Annotated in this window: 18 protein-coding genes and 1 pseudogene; 7 read left to right on the top strand and 12 right to left on the bottom strand. The window is 69.3% G+C overall.

Annotated features, from left to right (window positions below; translation table 11 throughout):
* Nucleotides 1-139 precede the first annotated feature (139 nt).
* On the bottom strand, nucleotides 140-994 hold the full coding sequence (locus AB0917_RS18990) for a hypothetical protein (RefSeq protein ID WP_366820729.1): 855 nt from the start codon (nucleotides 992-994) through the stop codon (nucleotides 140-142).
* A gap of 354 nt (nucleotides 995-1348) precedes the next feature.
* Nucleotides 1349-1546 carry a hypothetical protein gene (locus AB0917_RS18995; protein ID WP_366820730.1) on the bottom strand — a complete coding sequence of 66 codons (198 nt, stop codon included), beginning with the start codon at nucleotides 1544-1546 and terminating at the stop codon, nucleotides 1349-1351.
* A gap of 274 nt (nucleotides 1547-1820) precedes the next feature.
* Between AB0917_RS18995 and AB0917_RS19000 the strand changes: the two genes are divergently transcribed.
* Nucleotides 1821-2849 (top strand): hypothetical protein, encoded by a 1029-nt coding sequence (locus AB0917_RS19000; RefSeq protein WP_366820731.1) that lies wholly within the window; start codon nucleotides 1821-1823, stop codon nucleotides 2847-2849.
* 1538 nt (nucleotides 2850-4387) lie between these two features.
* On the opposite strand, the gene AB0917_RS19005 is transcribed toward AB0917_RS19000, so the two are convergent.
* Nucleotides 4388-4645 carry a hypothetical protein gene (locus AB0917_RS19005; RefSeq protein ID WP_366820732.1) on the bottom strand — a complete coding sequence of 86 codons (258 nt, stop codon included), beginning with the start codon at nucleotides 4643-4645 and terminating at the stop codon, nucleotides 4388-4390.
* A gap of 190 nt (nucleotides 4646-4835) precedes the next feature.
* Complete coding sequence (locus AB0917_RS19010; RefSeq protein WP_366820733.1) at nucleotides 4836-5228, bottom strand: hypothetical protein; 393 nt, start codon at nucleotides 5226-5228, stop codon at nucleotides 4836-4838.
* A 650-nt stretch (nucleotides 5229-5878) separates the two neighbouring features.
* On the opposite strand from AB0917_RS19010, the gene AB0917_RS19015 reads away from it, so the two are divergent.
* A complete protein-coding gene (locus tag AB0917_RS19015) occupies nucleotides 5879-6454 on the top strand; it encodes a restriction endonuclease (protein WP_366820764.1) in 576 nt (191 codons plus the stop codon).
* Nucleotides 6455-7051: 597 nt separating this feature from the next.
* Here AB0917_RS19015 and AB0917_RS19020 read toward each other — a convergent pair.
* Complete coding sequence (locus tag AB0917_RS19020) at nucleotides 7052-7330, bottom strand: hypothetical protein (RefSeq protein WP_366820734.1); 279 nt, start codon at nucleotides 7328-7330, stop codon at nucleotides 7052-7054.
* Nucleotides 7331-7692: 362 nt separating this feature from the next.
* Here AB0917_RS19020 and AB0917_RS19025 point away from each other — a divergent pair, with 362 nt between their 5' ends.
* Nucleotides 7693-7977, top strand: coding sequence for a hypothetical protein (locus tag AB0917_RS19025; RefSeq protein ID WP_366820735.1), 285 nt, complete (start codon nucleotides 7693-7695; stop codon nucleotides 7975-7977).
* A gap of 131 nt (nucleotides 7978-8108) precedes the next feature.
* Here the strand turns inward: AB0917_RS19025 and AB0917_RS19030 are convergent, their stop codons facing one another.
* Complete coding sequence (locus tag AB0917_RS19030) at nucleotides 8109-8591, bottom strand: hypothetical protein (RefSeq protein WP_366820736.1); 483 nt, start codon at nucleotides 8589-8591, stop codon at nucleotides 8109-8111.
* Nucleotides 8592-8631: 40 nt separating this feature from the next.
* A complete protein-coding gene (locus AB0917_RS19035; protein WP_366820737.1) occupies nucleotides 8632-10191 on the bottom strand; it encodes a replication-relaxation family protein in 1560 nt (519 codons plus the stop codon).
* A 979-nt stretch (nucleotides 10192-11170) separates the two neighbouring features.
* Here AB0917_RS19035 and AB0917_RS19040 point away from each other — a divergent pair.
* Both AB0917_RS19040 and AB0917_RS19045 read left to right on the top strand, forming a co-directional pair.
* Nucleotides 11171-11452, top strand: coding sequence for a hypothetical protein (locus AB0917_RS19040; protein WP_366820738.1), 282 nt, complete (start codon nucleotides 11171-11173; stop codon nucleotides 11450-11452).
* Nucleotides 11453-11685: 233 nt separating this feature from the next.
* The gene (locus tag AB0917_RS19045; RefSeq protein ID WP_366820739.1) at nucleotides 11686-12126 is read left to right on the top strand and encodes a hypothetical protein; all 441 of its coding nucleotides are present in this window, start codon (nucleotides 11686-11688) and stop codon (nucleotides 12124-12126) included.
* A 99-nt stretch (nucleotides 12127-12225) separates the two neighbouring features.
* Here AB0917_RS19045 and AB0917_RS19050 read toward each other — a convergent pair whose 3' ends face one another.
* On the bottom strand, nucleotides 12226-12726 hold the full coding sequence (locus AB0917_RS19050) for a hypothetical protein (RefSeq protein ID WP_366820740.1): 501 nt from the start codon (nucleotides 12724-12726) through the stop codon (nucleotides 12226-12228).
* Nucleotides 12695-13084, bottom strand: a pseudogene (locus AB0917_RS19055) (hypothetical protein); the annotation flags it as partial. The pseudogene AB0917_RS19055 and the gene AB0917_RS19050, both read right to left, overlap by 32 nt.
* Before the next feature lie 630 nt (nucleotides 13085-13714).
* On the opposite strand from AB0917_RS19055, the gene AB0917_RS19060 reads away from it, so the two are divergent.
* Complete coding sequence (locus AB0917_RS19060; protein WP_266430075.1) at nucleotides 13715-14209, top strand: hypothetical protein; 495 nt, start codon at nucleotides 13715-13717, stop codon at nucleotides 14207-14209.
* A gap of 93 nt (nucleotides 14210-14302) precedes the next feature.
* Here the strand turns inward: AB0917_RS19060 and mobF are convergent, their stop codons facing one another.
* A complete protein-coding gene (mobF, locus tag AB0917_RS19065; protein WP_366820741.1) occupies nucleotides 14303-16264 on the bottom strand; it encodes a MobF family relaxase in 1962 nt (653 codons plus the stop codon).
* Between the two features lie 280 nt (nucleotides 16265-16544).
* Here mobF and AB0917_RS19070 point away from each other — a divergent pair, with 280 nt between their 5' ends.
* Nucleotides 16545-16853, top strand: a complete 309-nt coding sequence (locus AB0917_RS19070) for a hypothetical protein (RefSeq protein WP_366820742.1) — start codon at nucleotides 16545-16547, stop codon at nucleotides 16851-16853.
* 80 nt (nucleotides 16854-16933) lie between these two features.
* On the opposite strand, the gene AB0917_RS19075 is transcribed toward AB0917_RS19070, so the two are convergent.
* Together AB0917_RS19075 and AB0917_RS19080 are read right to left on the bottom strand one after the other, a co-directional pair.
* Nucleotides 16934-17560 (bottom strand): 4-fold beta flower protein, encoded by a 627-nt coding sequence (locus AB0917_RS19075; protein WP_366820743.1) that lies wholly within the window; start codon nucleotides 17558-17560, stop codon nucleotides 16934-16936.
* A 136-nt stretch (nucleotides 17561-17696) separates the two neighbouring features.
* Nucleotides 17697-18254, bottom strand: a complete 558-nt coding sequence (locus AB0917_RS19080) for a hypothetical protein (protein WP_366820744.1) — start codon at nucleotides 18252-18254, stop codon at nucleotides 17697-17699.
* Nucleotides 18255-18385 lie beyond the last annotated feature (131 nt).

Below are 18385 nucleotides of genomic sequence, written 5' to 3' on the forward strand. Positions count from 1 at the left end.
TTGCATTCCCGGTCATTGGGGGGGTTTACCCCGTCGCGCTTGCCCTTTTTGTGGCCCGCGCGCCTGTTGGTGTGTTTTGGTGGGGGGGGGGCCCGACACAGGCCCCGGCGGCGCACGGACAGCTGGCTGACTGCTTCTCTCAGGGTGTTCGGACGACAGCTCCGGAGACGAACCACTGCACCAAGGCGGCGGCGAGGTGGACGCCGGCCCGGGCGGCTTCCAGGGTTTCGGGCACGGTCGCGGTCTGTGCGCCGTGCCGCGAGGTCTGCCCCTCCCACAGCGCGCGCATCATCGACTCGGCCGGGGCTATCGGGTCGCTAGCCGGGACGACGATGGCGGCGGTGAACTTGTGCCGGGCGTTCTTGATCTCGCCCAGCATTGAGCCGAGGGTGGCCTTCGCGTTGTTGGGCTGGACGACGGAGTGCGCCGCGCACTCCACGGCCTTGATGGCCTCGCTGTACGCGCGCACCGGATCCGGGCTCCGCCCGTAGGCGGCCTGCCACGCGGCCGCCAAATGGTCCGCGGCCGACCCTACAGACGACTGCGCCGCCGCGTCCGCCATCGTCTGGCGCACCGCCTCCCGCACGGCCGGAGTGACCCGCTCCTCCAAGCCGTCCGCAGCCTCGTTGACTCGGTAAGCCGACCCGGCCTGGTCGAGAATCTCGCTGAGACTGTGGGCTTCCCAGTCTGCAGCGGTTCTTGTGTTCAGTACTTCGTCCACCACGTCCAGTAGTTGGAGGCCGATGGTTTCCGCCAGCGGTACCACGTAGTCCACGTTGCTGAAGCGGCTGCGGCCTGGTGGGATACGCAACCGCAGACAAATTGGACGGGCTGCATTTTGCTGTGGTTTGCCCTCGAAAGTGAGTGTGCTCTTCACCCACTGCTGGAGCGGCACGCGCAGATGCGCGGGGACCTCCTCGAACGGCCCGTCGTCCTCGGAGGCATCAGCAAGCCCGGCGCGGACGGAGAAGCGGGGGCGGGGTCTGGTCGTCATGACGAGAAGGTACCGGTGGAGGGGTCGCCGAGGCCGCGGACGCCAAGGGCGTGGACGGCGGCTAGGACTAGCCCCGGTCCACGACCCGCGACAAAATGTTCAAGCCGTCGAGCATGAGCGTTTCCCCCAAGTGACGGCGCAGGGACGGGCTTCCGGCGGCTGATGGGTGAGCATCGCCATCCTCCTCGCCGTCGCCTTGATCGCGTTCCTCACCGGCAGCGAGACCAGCGACGATAAGGACAAGAAGACGAATTCCTTGCCCACAATTTCGGCCAGGGCCCGCACCTGGGTGGTACGGGCCCTCGTCGTACGGGCGGGTCTCCTTGACGGAACCTCCTCTGCGGGCTCCTGCGGTCAGTTCCGCTTGATGGTGACCTGGATGCCCAGCACTCCGAGAAGGGCGAGGCCGACCAGCGGGAAGCCGGCGAAGAAGAAAGTGAGCCCGCTTCCGACGCAGAGGACCTTGAAGATGAACTCGCACCAGTTCAGGGCGCTTCCGGAGCGCCCGGGCTCGCGACCTGCCCGATTTGCTGCTGTACGGTCGATCGACACGTAGGAGTACCTCATTCCTGTTGTGGCACAGGCACCAGGGCAGTTCTGCTGGCCGGCTCGCTGCCCTGGTCCTGCGGTTCCCCGCCCTGTTCTCGGGCGAGGACTCCATGATGCAGGCGACTTGACATCCGATCAGGTATGCTTGTGGACGGATTGATCCGCATGCGACACCACTACGAATCTAGTGATCGATGAACAGGCGATAGAGACATGGATGACGCCACATACGGATTAATCAGTAGGGGATAAAGCGTCGAAAAACTTGGGGCATGCGATGGGGGACGGCAAGGTTGAGGTTCGCAAGGACCAGCTCGAGGACCTGCTGAGGGGGGAACTCCCGGACGCGATCGAGAAGGCTCGCGAGATCCACGAGCGCGGCGGGCAGGACGTGGTGAGGGTCAGGCGTTCCTTCATCCGGCTGGAGAACTTCGCCGGGTTGGTCGAAGACGAGCGGAAGCCGTTGCCGAAGTCGAAGCGCCCGCTCTCAGCGAAGATGATCTCGCCGAGAGGCCTGACGCTGAAGCTGTACCTGCTGATGCTGTTCGCCGCGCAGTGCGAGGTCACGGCCGGCAAGGAGTGGCCCGGCCCCTACCCGATCGAGCCGACGGCGGAGAGGCCCGACTCCTGGCGGGGTCTGGTGGCAACCATCGCGAAGTACGCCGGTCCCGGGGTCCAGGCCGCTTCGGTCAGAACGAACAAGGTCAGGCAGATCGCCGAGGCCATGAAGACGCTGGAGAAGATGGGTCTGCTCGCGTCGGCAACGGGGGTCAAGGGCCAGGTTCGCCGGGGCGTTCTCCTGCTGTGCGAGAACGGCAAGAGCAAGAAGGCCGGGGCGGCGAACATCCCGTACACCGTCCCCACCGACAACGAGGCGTTCGTGGAGATCCCCATCGGGTTTTTCACGAACGGCTGGGTCCACGTACTGACGACCAGCGAGATCGCGGCCCTGCTCATGTGGTTCGACGTGACGAAGTTCGACCCTTCGCACCACAAGCTCGAGGACGGGTCGACCATCACGCAGGCTTACGTACTCAGCGACGTCCGGCACGGCTTCTACGGACTCGGCCGCGACGCGTACGAGACGCACCAGTCACTCGACGCCTTCGAGCTCCTGGACGTGATCCGCCATGCCAAGCGGCACGACGACGGAAAGTGGCAGGACTTCGCCGACGACAGCAGCGATATGGTCGCTCACAGGATCATCCTGCAAACCGAAGCATTCGGAAGAGACAGCGGCCAGGTCGTCCTGCCGGTACTCCGCCGCCGTCACACTCTCGGAGAGTGGGGCCGACCACTTCAGTAGAGGGACCCGCCCGGCACGCCAGGATCGCCGCCTTCACCGAGACCCACGGTGAACGCCGGATCGTCCCGCCATAGGAAACACCGTCCACAGGACGGCACGCTAGGTCCTTCTACACGGCCTGGCACGATGCAGGGCCCGGCCGTACGGCCGGGCCCTGCATCGTTTCTGATGGGAGGGCTCACGCCCTCGGAGAGAAAAATTGCTCGTTTGCCGCTCACAGCCGGACTATGACAGAGGTGCCGGCTGGGCAGGCACCGCCGTCGGACCACCCGGCTGGGCAGGCACCGCCGTCGGACCACCCGGCTGGGCAGGCACCGCCGTCGGACCACCCGGCTGGGCAGGCACCGCCGTCGCCGAAAGCGCCGACGGGGCCACTGTCTGCAGCATGGCGGAGGGGTCCTTGTCCATGACGAGGAAGCACGCGGTAACCACTGTCACGCCAACCACCAGGGCCGGTCCGAACTTTTCGTCTCTATATGCCTTGTAGGCCGCGGCTGCGCCGAGGAGGAAGATAATTAGCAGCATCATCGGGCACCGCCGAAAGACGGCTCGGCAGAGGTGGTCGCGTGGAGCACCGGGCTCCGATACGACTTCGTCTGGTTAAGGTTTGATTGAGTCATATTTCCTCTTTTCGATAGATGTGACCCCGCTTCGGAGCGCGCGGGGGTAAGGCGGTGGCGCTATGGGAGGCCGATGCCCCAAGTCAGTGGGGCGGGCAGAAGGCGTCCTCCTGACCCCGGGTGGGAGGGAGGTTCACCGTTGAGCGGTTCGTTCATGAACTTGAGCGCGGTGGGCACAGCGGGTGGTTCTGCACGTACGGATGTCGGAGGCAAAGCCCCGCGACCACCGCTTTGCCGGAACGCATGATCGCTACCAGCAAGGACGGACTGAGCTGACGCGACCCCAGCATGGTTGAAAACTGCCCAAAAGCCTCCATATACGCGAAAACCCCCCGGCGGCCACCGGAGGGCACTTTGGTTTTCATTCAATTAGGCAAACAAAATGGGTCCAGACACACCTGTGGCGCTGAAGGACCCAACTTTTCAGGGTAGGCGAAACCGCCCCCCTTACTAAGTCCAGTCTAGTCACTGGCTGATAGGGCGTCAAGCGCCGGTCATACTCGGGAAGTTACGGTGATCTGTTCCCTTCCAGTGTACCGCTGGCACTACCTGAGGACCCCTAGCCGGAGCCCACGGGCACGACCAGATATGACGACGTGGACGTGTGGAGACTGCGGCCACGGGTGGCCGTCTCGGCCACCTCCGCCTGACGCGAGCCGAACCAGCCTGGCGTCCGCGCCCGCATCGCTGGCATGCGCACCCCACCCCCAGGACACCCGCTGGCCTTCCCTAGCAAGAGCATTCGCATCGGCACCGAAGAAGACGGCCGCGCACGGTGAGGAACCGATGTCTCGCTCCGGGCTGCCGAAGATGGCCCTGGCATGCCGTTGTAGGTGCAGCGTTGAGTGCGGAGCCCGTCAGGAGCCCTCCGCGCGTCGACCGGACAGGCCAGCCACCCCGTCGTCGCCGGGTCCCGGTCTAGGTGACGCGGATGCGCAGCACGTACCTCTGTCCGGTCCGGATCGCCTCTGCCTGCTCATACAGGTCCGCGGCCGTGAACCCGAGCAGCGCCTCGTCCGCCGCCCGGCGCAGCAACGGCACGATCTCCGTGGCTGGGCGGCCCTGGTGGGATTCGGCGAGCTCGGCGAAGGCGGCCTGGTAGGAACGGGCCGGGGTGCCGGTGCTGTCGGCCAGGAGCCGCCCGAGGTTGTGGCTGCTCACGTCGATCTCGCCCATGGTCCGCTCCGTTCCAGCCCAGGTCCCGGTTTCTCCAGCACCTGCCTTCGACGGTACGAGCGGCCACTGACAATCCCGGCCCGCCCGCGATGTGGGGCACGGGCGGGAGCGGTCGGCTGCGAAGGGCTCCGTCGGCGCTCCCGTCCGGCGGGGCGGGGTCAGGTGGCGGGTGTGTAGCGGAGGACGCCGGTTACCTGCCGGGCCCCGGCCCGGTGACGGGGGCCAGGGTGGCCGGGGCCGATGGTCCCGCTCCTTCCCCGGGGGTGCTCGGGCTTCCTCCGGGAGCGAGAGCGGCGAGGACGAGGAAGAGGAGCAGCAGGCCGCCGATCCCGGTGCCGGCCGCGGCTGCCTTGGGGGTGAGGGTGCGGTGGTGGCTGCGGACGCGGGTTCCGTCCGCGCGCCGGTAGCTCCGCACGCGGGTGGCCGGTCCGGCAGGGGGCGGGACGCTGCGGAGCGTGCCGGGGCGGGCGGTGGTCGTACGGCGGGGTGCGGTGGTCGCGGTAGTGGTCCGGGGGCGGGTGCGGCGGTTGTGGGCCTTGACGTAGGTGCCGTCGGCACGGCGGTGTGCGCGGACGTGGGCCATGGTGGTGGTTCCTCGCGGCAGAGGGCGGGGCCGGGGGCTCCCGGCGACCATCAACGCTAGGCGGCACCACTGACAACGAGCCTCCAACTCCGTTGCCCACAAATCGAGTTGGCGTTCGATGGCGGCTGGATTCGTCCGCTCGTTTCCGGTCTCCCCTCCCCATTCCCTGACCTCCCGTCAGGGTCCGGTGCGACGATGAACGGTCGTTGTGGATCACGTCGAGCGGGGGCGCGGGTGCCGTGGGTCAGGCCGTACAAGCGGGCGGACGGAACGCAGGTCAGAGGCTATTCCCGGTGGGCACCGGGAGCGCGCCAGAACATGGCGGTGATCGTGCTGGTCGGGTTCGTCATCGTGGCCGGCGGGAACGGGAGCCCGTCGACGGGGCCTGACGGGAAGCCGTATCCCCGTCCGACGCCGGGGGTGTATCCGGTCAAGTTCCCCGGGTGGGAGAAACCGCGGCCGCTGCCGAAGCCGACGGTGTCCTACCCGATCCGCTTCCCCTCGCCCAAGGCCGGACGGTGAGCGCCCGGCGATCTCCCGGGCAGCGGCCGCCCGTGCGGCGGCCGCGCAAGCGGCGCCCCAGCAGAAGGAAGCGGCAGGAGGAGCAGCTCCTGGTCCTCGCGGGCGGCGGGGTCATGGCCGCCGCGGTGGTGTGGGCGGTGCTCTCCTGGCTGGTGGCGAACTGGTGGATCCTCATCGTGCTCGGCGCCGCCGCGATCGTGGGCGGGGCGGTGTGGGGTCATCGCCTTCAGCAGCAACGGGCCTGGGACCGTGTCCGGCAGCAGGCACTGCGGTACGGGCTGCCGCAGCTGGACGCCCTGCACCACCGCGACTTCGAGTACGCCATCCGCGACCTCATGCTCCGCGACGGATGCACCGACGCACGGCAGATCGGCGGCGCCGGCGACAACGGCGCCGACGTCCTGGCCACCGACCCGCTGGGCCGTACCTGGGTCATCCAGTGCAAACACCGACGCGACGGCGACCGCGGCTCCCCCGTTGGAACCCCCGACCTCCAACGCGTCAACGGCACCGCCCGCCAGCTCTACGGCGCCGACATCGTCCTCGTCGTCACCAACGGCCGCTTCACCACCCGCTGCCAACCCCTCGCGACGCAGCTGCACATGCACCTCGCCGACCGGCGCACCCTCGCCACCTGGGCCAGCGGCGGGCGCCCCCTGTGGGAACTCCTCCCGAAAATCCCCGCACCCCGCAGAAACCGCTAGACCGCCATGGAGGGCCGGTCGAACGGTGGCTGTCCTTCCGGGCGAACCGCGAGATCGTGATCAGCCACTGGCTCGGCGCGATCCGGCCCCGGCTGGCGGCCGGCCCGTCACCCCCATGACCGCCGGGAGCTGAGCCGGGTGATGTCGTCACTCAAGCCGGCTCTCGGGCGGGCGCCAGAAGACCTTCCTTCGGCGCCGGGAGGCCGACCGGCTCGCTCACCCGCCTGTCGTCACAGATTGTGACGTGGAACACGATGTCCAAATCGTGCTGTTCGTTCGGACGGTGCCGCCCGGCGACCGCGCAGTTGAGAGGGGGCGGGGCGCGTTCAGCGCTCCACGGTCGATCTTGCCTTTCGTGGCCAGATATATGCGCAGCGTAATTTTCTTGGGTGGGGTGTGAGTGATTCAGGACGAGGCAGATCACCACGCCCCACCACGGGGCGCCGGCCATAGCCGCGGTTCCTCGTCATTTGATGGCTCAACTTTCTTGCGGTGAAGGCCGGTTAGGAGAAGCACGACCAGGAGCAGGACCAGGCCGTGCCCAGCCCGAAGTCCGGCGGATGGTTCTCGCGGCTCCGCTCCTGATGCGAGGCCGCGTCAGGCCCGGCGCAACCTCAAGGGCCCCCAGCCGGTGCGCTCCACCGCCTTCCACCGCTCGCCCCGTCCGACGCTGTGCGGGGACTGCGACCTGCAGTATCCGGGGCTGTCCGGCTTGGAGGACCGGAAGGCGGAGTGGAGCTGCTTGTCCCCCTCCCATCCGGGCATCGGCTCCGCCGACCAGGGGAGAGTCGTGGCGTACTGCTCGTACTCAAACTGCGTCTGGTGAAGGGCGAGCTGGGCGTCGCTCAGATCTTGGGGGAAGTCGTACCTGGTCACATCTTCAATGCTACGTCTGTTCGAATTGGGGAAGCCAGGCGGCACGCGGCGCACTCAACGAGCCACGCCCGATCGGCGGCACGGGAGGGGCCTGCCCACCATCGTTCCGCCCGCGAGCTGCGGCCGGAGCGTCCCTCTCGCGTTGGGGGACAGCGGGGCTACTGCCTGGAGGCGCTGCGGCATGTCTGCCTGATTCCGTGGCCCGGAGGGTGCAGCGTGGTCCGCGGAGCCCGTCCGGTCGCCTTTCGCACGTCGTCCGGATGGGCCGTCCCCTTCCGGTCGGCCGGCTGCCGCCGCCACGCCGGGGACCGGCCCGTCGGCTCCTCCGTGGTGGGGTGGCCTTGTGTGGCAGGCTGCTGGTCATGGAACGGCGCGGGGCGGACTGGTCCGATGAGGAATGGCTCGACGAAGCCCGCCGGGTCCGTCACGCTTTTGCCGCCCTCGGCGATCAACTGCCTCTGTGCCTGCCGGACGAGCCCGGAGCGTGCGGCCAGAGCACCCAGGACCACTACGCCTCCTACTGCGCGCAGCTGAAAGCGCGGGCGCAGGTGCGGATCGAGCGGGATCTGCCGGAGCCGTTCGCCCGGATCACCGGCACGGTCGTCTACGACAGCCACCTGATCCGGATGCGAACCCGGATCCGCTGACACCTCGTCCCGTGACGGCTCCGGCCCGTTCCCCTCAGGGCATCGCTCCTGGGTGGTTTCTCAGAGGGTGGCCTCTACGCTCCTCCCCCATCAGTAGCAAGGGGGAGGAAAGTAGAGGCTCCCTACGGCAGCTACGCGTCTTCGAGAAGGCCTGCGGCAACCTGCTGGAGGATGGCTGCGAGCGAGGTGCGGGCCTCGGTGGTGAGGTTCCCGCTCATGTCTGCGATGACGGCGTCGATCCCGCTGCTGCGCTGGAAGTAGCGGAGGATGAAGGCACTGCGCTGCTGGGCGTCGAGCCGGTCGAACGCGACGTTCATCAGGACTTCGCCGTCCTGCCAGGGCAAGGCGGCGGGCTCTGCCTGGGAGACCGTGGTGGTCCGTGGCTCCGGAACTGCAACGACAGGTGCTTCCATCTTGTCTGCCGCCACTCCCCCGCCGGATGTCACCGGCTCGGTGGCGGGGTTCAAAACCGGGTTTTGAACTGGTGGACTCGGCGGAGTGATTTGGCGCTTTCGGGGAGCCTTGGGTTCCTTTGCCTTACGGATCTCTTCTGCCGCGATGGCCTTCTGCTGCTCCGGGTCTTGGATCTTCGCGATCCTCTCGGCGGTCTTCACCTTGATCTGCTTAGTGTCGACAGCGTCTCGGAGCTCAGGGTCAAGGTCGAGGAGGGCCAGCCGTGTGCTTCAGGGCGGTGCCTACTGCTGTCTCCCCGAATCTGGTGCCGGTATCGGTCACCGCAGTCAGCGGCCGTTCCATGCGAACGGCGGTGAACGCCGCCTTGCACTCGGTGCAGTGGGGACGACGGGGGAAGCGCATGAACTCCTGACGCGCCCATTCGGGGAGCGGCTCCTGGTGCTCCTCCTGCCTGCCGGGCGTGGGGGCGGCACTCGCGACGGCGACGGGCTTGCACCTGTCGCACAGGTGAGGGTGGGTGTCGACGGGGCGGCCCCAGTCCGTCTCCTCTGCGGCCTCCCACCGTTCGTCGGTGAACCGGCTCCCGCAGCTGGCGCAGGCGGGACGTCGGGCTTCGCGCTGGGCCGCTTCCCGTGCCGCTTCGACGGCCTTCTTCGCCGCCTGCTCCTGGGCAGCCCTCCGCAGCTGCGCCTGGTACTCCGCCTGCCGGGCCCTGGCCGCCTCTGCCTCGCGGGCGTGGACCGCTTCAAGGCGGGGGTTGCCGATCGCGTCCAGGAGCGGCTGGGGGCGGTCGCGGCCGAAGCGGAGGAACACGGCTCCGGCCGGTCCGTGCTCGCGCAGGTTCCTCAGCCCGACCGCGACGATCGGGATCTTCCCGTCGTAGGAGTGGTAGCCCTCGCGCATCCACTCCCCCTTCCAGAGGTGCCGGGTGAGCGCTTGCAGGCGCGGGATCGTCCGGTTGGGGTTGCGTTCGCCGATGTGGTTGAACACCAGCAGCACCGGCGGGTGCGGCATCTCCCCGTACCGCTGCTCGGGGACCGTCCAGCGGGTGCACCACATCGGCCGCTCCTTCCCGTCGGTGTCCTTCACCCTCCGGCGGAAGAACCGGGCGTACTTCTCCAGCTTCGCGGCGAGCTCCTCGGCGGTCTCGTGGCAGTTGTCGACCTCGATGAACAGCAGCGGCACCCCGTCCTGCGGGGCGGTGAGCACCACGTCGGCCTGGGCTCCGCCCTTGCCCGGGGCGTTCCACGTACCGGTCGCCGGGAGCGGGACCTCGGTCCAGTACGAGGCGATCGTGCCGATCCCGCCCGGTCCGTCGACGGCGGCCTGGGCGGCCGCCTGGACGTGGGACGGGTCGTCGACGAGCTTGGCCACGTCCGGCTTCGGACGCAGCAGCGCGATCACCGTCTCGTTCACCGCCATCGGATGGGAAGCCCCGGAGGAGCCCGCGCCGCGCGCGGTGGAGCCCATCTCCGTCGCCGGGCGCCGCAGCTCGTAGGAGGCGGCCTCCAGGCCCTTGGGGGTCAGGTTGCGCAGGGTGTCGCCGTTTTCGGTGGAGCCGCCGTTCTCGGACAGGCCGTGCTTGCGCATGTCGGACAGGGCGCCGGTGTGCGAGGCGGTGCGGGCCTGCTTCTGCTTCGAGGGGGTCGGCTTGTCGGCGTGCCGGACGGTCAAGTGCGGGGCGCTGATCCGCTGGATCTGATCGGCCGTGGCCACCTTCAACGCTCCGAGCACGCGCAGCACGTCGCTGCGGTAGCTGTTCGTCGATCCCGCCGGGTTGGTCTTCCGCTTCCCCGCCATCAGCCCTGCACCTTCTCCCTCGTCGCTCGCGACCGGCCGCCGGCCGACCGGCGGCGCGGCTGCTGCCGCTGGCCGCGCCCGGCCGGGAAGGGCGTCCGCGCCCCCCGGAACCCGATGATCTCCTCCACTACGGACAACAAGGAGGAGAGAAGAGGGTTGTGACGGCGCGATTTTCGCGCCGATCGCGGCGCTGACAAGGGGTTTTCCTCCCGCTCGGAGGACCGGGCACCAAAGGGGGCTCCCGAGGGGCCTTTGAAGTGGGCACCCAGGGAGCCCCCTTGGGCTTGCCTGGCACGGGGCCGCCTGTCTGCCGGGGACCGGCTCGTGCGGGGGTGCTGCCCGGCCCTCGGGTGGGTGGTCGTCATCGTCTCGTCTCCTTCGCTGCCCCGGCCGGTGTGGTCCGGGGCAGCGAGCAGCGTGCAGGAGACCCCCTTGACCGCGGTCTAACCGTGGCCAGGTCAAGGAGAAACGCGGCCACGCACGAGGCGGTAGCGGACGTGGTCAAGGGGATGCGCCCGTGAGGCATTCGGATCTCTAGCAGCACGGTGAGAGGCGCGAGGCCCGGACCGGGTGGTCCGGGCCTTCGTCATGCCTCGGGAAATCCCCTCACATCCAGTGCTGTCCACCAGCTCCCTGACGGCACCAGGGGGTGAAGACACCGCTCCCGAACCAGGCCGAGACGTAAGCACCCGCGACCTGTCACGGTCCCGCCCGCATCAACGAACTCCCCCTGGAGGACATTCCCATGAACACCCACCAGGCACCCGGGGCAGTGAACGAGCCGACCGGGCCTACGCTGAACGAGACGACCGGTCCTACGCTGGTCGCAACGCCACCCTGGGCCCGGGTCGAGACCCCACAGGGACGCTCTCACGCAGAGAGCCGCAGCAGGACCGCCGACCGCGCGGCACGCACCCCCGCGGACGACACCACACAGGTGTCCGCTGTCCTCGACCCTCCTGCTCAAGGGAGCAGCATCATGACCCGGGACCACGTTCCCAACCCCACCCAGCCGTCCACATCGGCGCACGCCCAGCCGACCGGTGCCGCACCGGCCCGGCCGGCGGACCCCGCGCCCGCCGTGCGGCAGGCGGCCATTGGCACCGGGGGGCCCGCCGCGATAGTCCGAGGTGTTGCCCAGGGCGCGGCCCAGGGCGCGTCGCGGACGTTCCTGGCCCGTCTGACGGAAGAGTTCCTCGCCGACCCGCCCGACTGGGTCAGAACGCTGGGGAGCTTCGTCAAGGGGCTGTGGCAGGGGTAGCCGAGGCCGGGCGGGGTTTCCCGCCCGGCCTTTCCGCGATCCGGCCTCGATGCAGGGCACCGGGGCGGTGGCGTTGTTCCGCGTACGAGTCGCCCCCCGTCCGGGGGCGGTTGCGACCGGTCCGCCTCTCTCCATGGGCACGCCGAAATCTTCGGCCGCTGTCCACAGGGGTGGCGTTCGAGGCTGTCGGGAGTCGCCGTGATCCGCACGGCGGCCATCCCGAGGAGGCCACCATGCCGTACCTGATCCCGCCCCGTACTCCGCTCACCCCGGAGCAGGTGGAGCGCGGCTTCGACTACCTCCTGGAGCTGCAAATGCGTGGCGGTGCCGCTGTCGCCGGGCGGGCGGAAGCCGACCCGGAGCTGGCGTTCGTCATGCTGCGGCTGGCCGAGGACATCATCTGGCCCGTCACGGCCATCGACGAGGAGACCACCGATCCGTGCGCGGACTCCTTCGCGCTGGACGAGGTCGGATGCGTACTGCTGTCCGCGCTGCGGGACTGGGCGCGCGACTCCCCCACCACGGCGGTGCCCGGCATCGCCCGCACCATCATCCGCTTCGTCGAGAACGTCGTCCCCGACCCCGACGACCACGGAGACACCCGCGCCACCCTGAAGGCCATGCGCGACGAGCATCTGGCGATGGCGCACGCGGTGCAGTGCGATTCTCCTTGACCTGAGCTGAGGGCCCCGTTGGTCAATTCCGCCTTGGACAAGGCGGGCGGCTCGCGGGCGTCGGTCTACTTGTCCTCGGAGCTGCGCAGGTACAGGCGATCAGTCATGCGTGCCGGTCTCCGTCCGCTGGTCGTCTGCCAGCTGGATCAGGGCGAGCACCGCGGCGTGGCGGTTCTCCTCGGCGCCCAGTCGCTGGGTGTCGTCTGGCCCGGCAGCGCTCTGATGGAGGCCGTGCTGACGCTCCGTCCAGTCACGCAGGATGGCGCGGGCCTCGTCCGGTGTGGTGTCGATCGCGGCCGCGACCTCGGACCAGGTGGCGCCGAGCAGAATGGCCTCACGGATGTCGCCCCCGCGGCGGGCAATGAGATCGCGCCGAATCGACTCCGACAACGCGAGCACGGCCAACACGTCGTCGGTGCCTCCACGCTCGACCGGGTCCGGGAAATCCGCAGGCAGAGTCCTGTTCATCAGCCGGTCGACATGCCCGCCGCGCTTCTCCATCTGCCAGGAAAGCGGAACCCGTCCACCAGAAATCATGCGGACGTCGTCCGGACGGCGGACAGCAAGGTCATTCCAAAACTCGTACTCGGGTGTGCTCATGCGCCCCCCTTAGGCGGCCGGGCCCCGCGGCCTCGGCGTCCGATGAACACCCTAGGAGGAGCGCCCGGATCGCGGGCGCGGCCTCCAGTCGATCCAGCCTTTCGTAGAGGGCGCGGACGAGGCGGGCGCGGTTCTGGACGCAGCGCCCGGTGCCCTCGATCGTCGCGGACAGCCGGCCTTCTGCCTCGCGCAGGATGACGTCGGCGAGCGCCTCGGGGCTGCTGTCCTTGGGCGGCTGGTCGGCATGACGGCGAACGTCGGAGGCGACGGCGCAGGCGTGGCCGGTGAGCTGCAGGGCGATCTGCTCCAGGGCGCGGACGGTGAGGGTGCCCACGCCGGTCCATGCGAGGACGGCTTTACGGCGGGCCTTCTCCGTCCGTGGTCCCGGTTCCGAGGGCCCGGCGAGTGCTTGCCGTGGCAGTCAGATGGGCCCCAACCACCCCGCGCGCTCGTAGGTCCTGGAGGTCGGGCAGGCGGATGCCGGGCAGTACGTCGATGAGGTCGGCTTCGGCTGCGCGAATACTGCTGGGCCCGGTAGCTTCGGGGCCTGCGCCAAGGGCGCGGCGAGTGGTCACGGAGATCATCGTAGGAGCGCGCACCGTCGCGCAGGCTACGAACGACGCTGCTGCCCGGTGCCCTTCCGTGTCCCGGGGCCAGGAGGTGCGGCATGATCGGGCACTGCCGGTCCGGCGCTCCCTCCGGGGCCCTGCGCTCCTGGTACACCTGGGCCGGCAGGCCGCGTCGCAGTACCGGCGCCCGGCCACCGCGTCGTTCGGAAGCTGGGCGCCGCACAGGGCACAGCAGCGAACTCGGGCCACGTCTCCAGCATCACGCGATGACGCTCCGGAAGCGCGAGGTGGAGCCCGAACAAGCCGGTCGATGACGATCCGGGCGAGTTCCGGCAGGGCCCCGGCCTTGCGTATCGGTCCCGGCCTCGCCCTTTTGCGAAGTTGCTACCGTCAGCCCTCCACGTGCATACGGAGGCCTCATGGATCAGCTCATCGGTGTAGTGATCGGCGGTGTCATCGCCCTCGGAGGCGGAGCCCTCACCGCGTGGCTGACCGCCAAACACCAGAAGGACGCCGCCCGCTCGCAGGAGCTGTGGGACCGCCGCGCCGCCGTGTACCTCGACCTGCTGCTGCACCTGAGCGGCGCGGTTTCCTTCGCGACCGACGCGGTCGTACCCGGCTACTACGGACCGCGGACCCCTGAGCAGTACCAGATCCGCCGGGACCTTGCGGCCCGGGTCGACCTCTTCGGCTCCCCGAAGGTCCGGGAACTCTGGGAGGCCGCGACAGAGGCCATCGGCGATCTGCACTACCACTGCACTGAGGGCGACTTGTACACGCGGGACGGCAACATCCCCCCTGACATCACGGACCCCGGATACCTCAGATGCAAAGCCGCCCAGGAAAAGACCGAGGAGGAGCTCATCAGGCAACTGCGGCACGAGGTCGACGTCGACAAGCATCTGAAGGACTGATGCGGTTGCACGTCCAGGCTCGTGGCTTGAGTTCACGCACGCGCCCAGGGCAGGGGCTGGTTTCAAAAACTCGCCCCGGTTCGAGGCGTGCGCTCAGCAGCTGGCTTCCAGTCCGTGCGGGCCTGGCTGCTGGGGGCGGTGCTGTTCCTCCTGGCGCTCCGGGTCTACCGGAGGGGTGGTCTCCCGGCCGGTGTACTTCCTCTTCCTGACCCGGGCCCCCTCACCAGTCTTCGTCACGGCGGCCGCCAGGTGGCGCAGCTGCTCAACGGTGAGTTCCAGGGCTTCCACGTCCGTACGCGATTGCCTCAGAGCCCGTAGCGCCGTCAGGTCCAGTGCTTCGGGGCGGCCGGGCTTCTGCTCATGGTCGTCGTTCTCGGGGTCGGCCGGCTCGGGTGCGAGCAGCTGCTCGGGCATCGCCGCCTGCTGATGGGCGACGACGTCGTACGCCCGGCCCCGCACGGCAGTGGCGGTGGTGGTGCGCAGCTGCTCGCGGACCACCGCACCGGCCAGGACGGCACGGTCGTACTGGAGTGGGACGCGGGGGATCGCCCACTCCCCCGCGTCCTGGCCCGGAGGCCGGGGCGCGGGCGGCTCGCCTGAGTCGGTCGGGGAGCGCCGGTCCGGATCAGGCGCAGCGGGTGGGCGGCGTCGGGCGGGGAGGTCGGACAGGGCCCAGCGGGCGGTGTAGAGGCGGTAGCCGGCTTCCAGGCCGCGTACGGTCGTCGGCTCGCTGATGTCCAGGCAATGGGCGGAGATAGCAGCGGCCACGACCTGGTCGTCCAGGCCGGGGTCACGGCGGCGGCCGCGCAGGACCAGGGCGAGGTGACGGCGGGCCTCGGCGAGCAGGTGCCGGCGGTGGAAGCGGCCCCCGTTGTTCATCACGAACACCGTCGCGGTGACGTCGACGGCCGCCAGCGCGATATCGACCACGGCCGCCACCCGGGCCCGGATCGCGGCGGCCGCGGCACGGGCGTACTCGAGGAGGGAGGAGATGACGTCGGCCGGGACACCGGAAGTGCGAATCGCGCTCGCCTTCCAGTCCGCGCGCAGCTGCGCGAGCGAGCGGGCCTTGCCCTTCTTGGGCGGGCGGGTCATACGGGCGGCGATGGTGTTCAGCTTGGCGCGGGCACGCTCGGAGACCACGGGCAGGTACTTCGGTTCTCCGTCGTCGTCGACGGCGGTGACGTACTCGTGCTCCAGCTCCGAGAGGCAGGCGGCGATCTGGTCGCTGCGCTGGGCAGTCCAGCGGATCAGCTCGTGCGGCACCCCGGCGATCTCCATCACCGGCCGGCGCCCCTCGGTGACGGTGCGCGGCTCGGTCGCCAGCCCCAGCTCCTCGCACACCTCAGCGGCGACCAGCTCGTTGTAGAGCGCGGACGCCGCCACGGTGTTCTCGTACAGGGCTGTGGTGTGGATGGAGCCCCACTTCCCGTCCAGGCGCTGCCCCTTCACGCTCAGCAGCACATGGTCGTGGAGCAAGGGTCGGCTGGAGCGGGCTTCGTAGTGGCGGAAGCGGGCGGCGACCAGGCCGCCGGGCGGCCGGACACGGTAGTTGCCGTCCGTGCCGTACCGGATCACCGCGACCTCGTCCTCGATCCACTCCAGCACCCGGACGAGCGCCCGCTCGTGCGCGGCCTCGATCACCAGACGGGTCTCCTCGTCCCCGAACGCCCACAGGAGGTAGATGCTCGGCTGCGGCCGGAACACGAAGTCGACACCCGTGACCGTCACCCGGCGACCGAGGGCGCCGGCCCGATACGCCTTCTTCGGGGAGTCGCCCGCGGCGAGCCGGACGGCCTCGATCCGGTCCGCGTACGGGTGGCGGCCGCGCTCGCCGAACAGGTTCCGCAGCTGGGCCTCGGTGACCTCCTCACCCGGCGCGAGACCGAGCGCGGCCAGGCCGCGGCCCATCCAGCGCCCGACCGGGACACCGGCTTGCTCCTGGGCGGCACGCAACGGCGTGCGGGCCGGGCGGTGTCCGTCGCCGACGACGGTCTCGCGCAGGTAGTAGCGGTACATCTGCCCGGCCCGGATGATCCTGATGTCGACTGTCATGGAGACCACGCCACACGTCACTGACCTGCACGGGAAGGCCGATCAGCGGGACGTCCCGCCAGGCGGGAGCAGCGGCCGGACTTTCTTCACCGGGCGCCCGCCGGGCGGGATGCAGCACCGGACCGGACGTGAATGTCAGCGCTCTCTGGTGCCTCGCACATCACGACCTGCGCGACACCGACAAGCGCCAGCGAGCACCGCCAGGCGCCAAGGAAACAACGCCTACAGCAGCCCTCGGCAACCGCCGGGGGCTTCGTCGTGCTGCCTGGAGGAGACCACCGTGCCCACCTTCGAGACCTGCCCCCGCTTCACCACCGACCTCCAGCACCTCACCCCCGCCCAACGCGGGCGCTTCCGCCGGGTCGTCCTGGACGCCTTCGTCCCCGACCTGCGCACCGGCCGCCAGTTCCGCCCCGGCTTACGGATCAAGGGCGTGCGCCGTACCCCTGGCGTCTACGAACTCACCTGGTCCATGGGCACCGGCCCCGCAGGACGCGCCACGTTCGAGTACGGCACCGAGGTGCGCCCCGGCACACCGCACGTCATCTGGCGCCGCATCGGCACCCACGACATCCTGACTGGGCCCTGACAGCTGCGTCACACGCGGAGGGGCCAGCGCCTCCGCGTGTGCGGGAGGGGCTGACCCCTATCTCAGCGGCTGTGCCCGGCTCAGCCCGTGCGCAGGTCCTGCCAGCCTGTGGGCAGCATGATCCGTCCGGGGCGCCCAGGACGGCCTGGACGGCCTGGCCTTCCAGGGCGGCCCGGTCGCCCAACCCTGCTGTACCGCGGTGACCGGACCTCGCGGGCCAGCCGGTCGCGATCCAGGATGGAGCCGAGGTAGTCACCGTCGGGGGTGAACACCTTCTCGTCGTCGAAGGGGCACCAGCCGACCCATTCGCAGTCCTCGTCCCAGACGTACTGGCCGATCCGGAAGGCGATCCAGTCGCCCGAGGAGTTGAAGAGGTACTGGAACTGGGTGGTTGTGGCCTTCGGTAGGTCCTTCGCTCCAGCCGGAAGGGTGATGACCCCCCGGAGCCCCGGGAGGCCGGGAAGGCCCGGAAGGCCTGGGAGTCCAGGCAGGCCGGGCAGCCCCCGGGCTGGACGGTTCGGCATGACCAGCAGGCGGTCCCCGACGATCGTGGCCAGGTACCGCCCGCTGGAGTGGTGGTGGACGTCAAGGTCGCCGTAGGGGAGCCAGCCAAGCTGGTTGCCGTCCGCGGTGAACACGTACTTGTCGGTGGCATCGCGCCTGAACGCGATGAACTGCCCGCTGGAGTCAAAGAGGTGCTCGGTCACAGGCGCTCCGTTCTTCGTGCCGCTGCGCCGTCGACCCTAGCGGCGGCCACCGACATCAGACCCTGACGGACCGGATCGCGATGGCGTGCAGGCCCACGGACCGGCAGTGTCGTCTCACCGCCCACCAACCACCCGTCTACCTGCGCTTCCACTCCCCCCACGCAGACAACTCCGCCGCAGCCTGCGTAGCCACCGCCTCCTGAAGTGGCCCATACACCTCGGGGACAGCAACGATGCGCTTCCAGCAATCAAGGAAGCCCTGGTACATGGCGATGTCCTCCCCGGGCACGGTCAGACGCGCTCCGTCATCATGAAACTCCGTCACCCACCCGTGCGCTTCAGCGAGGTAGAGGCTGAGGCAGGTGGCTTCTACGTCCAGGCCGGTCTCAGCGGCAAGCTCAACCTTCGAGCACTTCACGCCTCGTGTGTCGGTGTGCGTGGCAGTTCCGAGTCGTCCGGAGAGCACGTACAGGCAGACCTTTACCGTTTCCGGCAGGTCGGCGGTCAGCATCTGCGCCAGGTAGTTTTCGCGTTCCTCTGCGAGGTCCTCAGGGCTGTGCAATGCGGCTCGGAGGGCTGCTTTGATCTCGGTGCGATCGTCGATGTCCCGCGCGGCCTGACGGTACGTCTTGCCGCTTCGGGCTGCACTGTCGCGGATCTTGGCTTTACGCGCGTTGGAGCCGTTCTTCGTCATGTGCTTCTCCAGGGAACCCACGCTCCTCCCGGGTCAGCCGAACGAGTCTGGCGGCGGGAAGGCTGCACGGGCCCATACCGACGGATGCCGGGGGAGCCTTGGCCGGACTGGGGCGCGTTTGCGGCGTGGGC

Origin of the sequence: Streptomyces sp. NPDC007346 (genome assembly GCF_040703535.1) — a bacterium.
Taxonomy (GTDB): domain Bacteria; phylum Actinomycetota; class Actinomycetes; order Streptomycetales; family Streptomycetaceae; genus Streptomyces.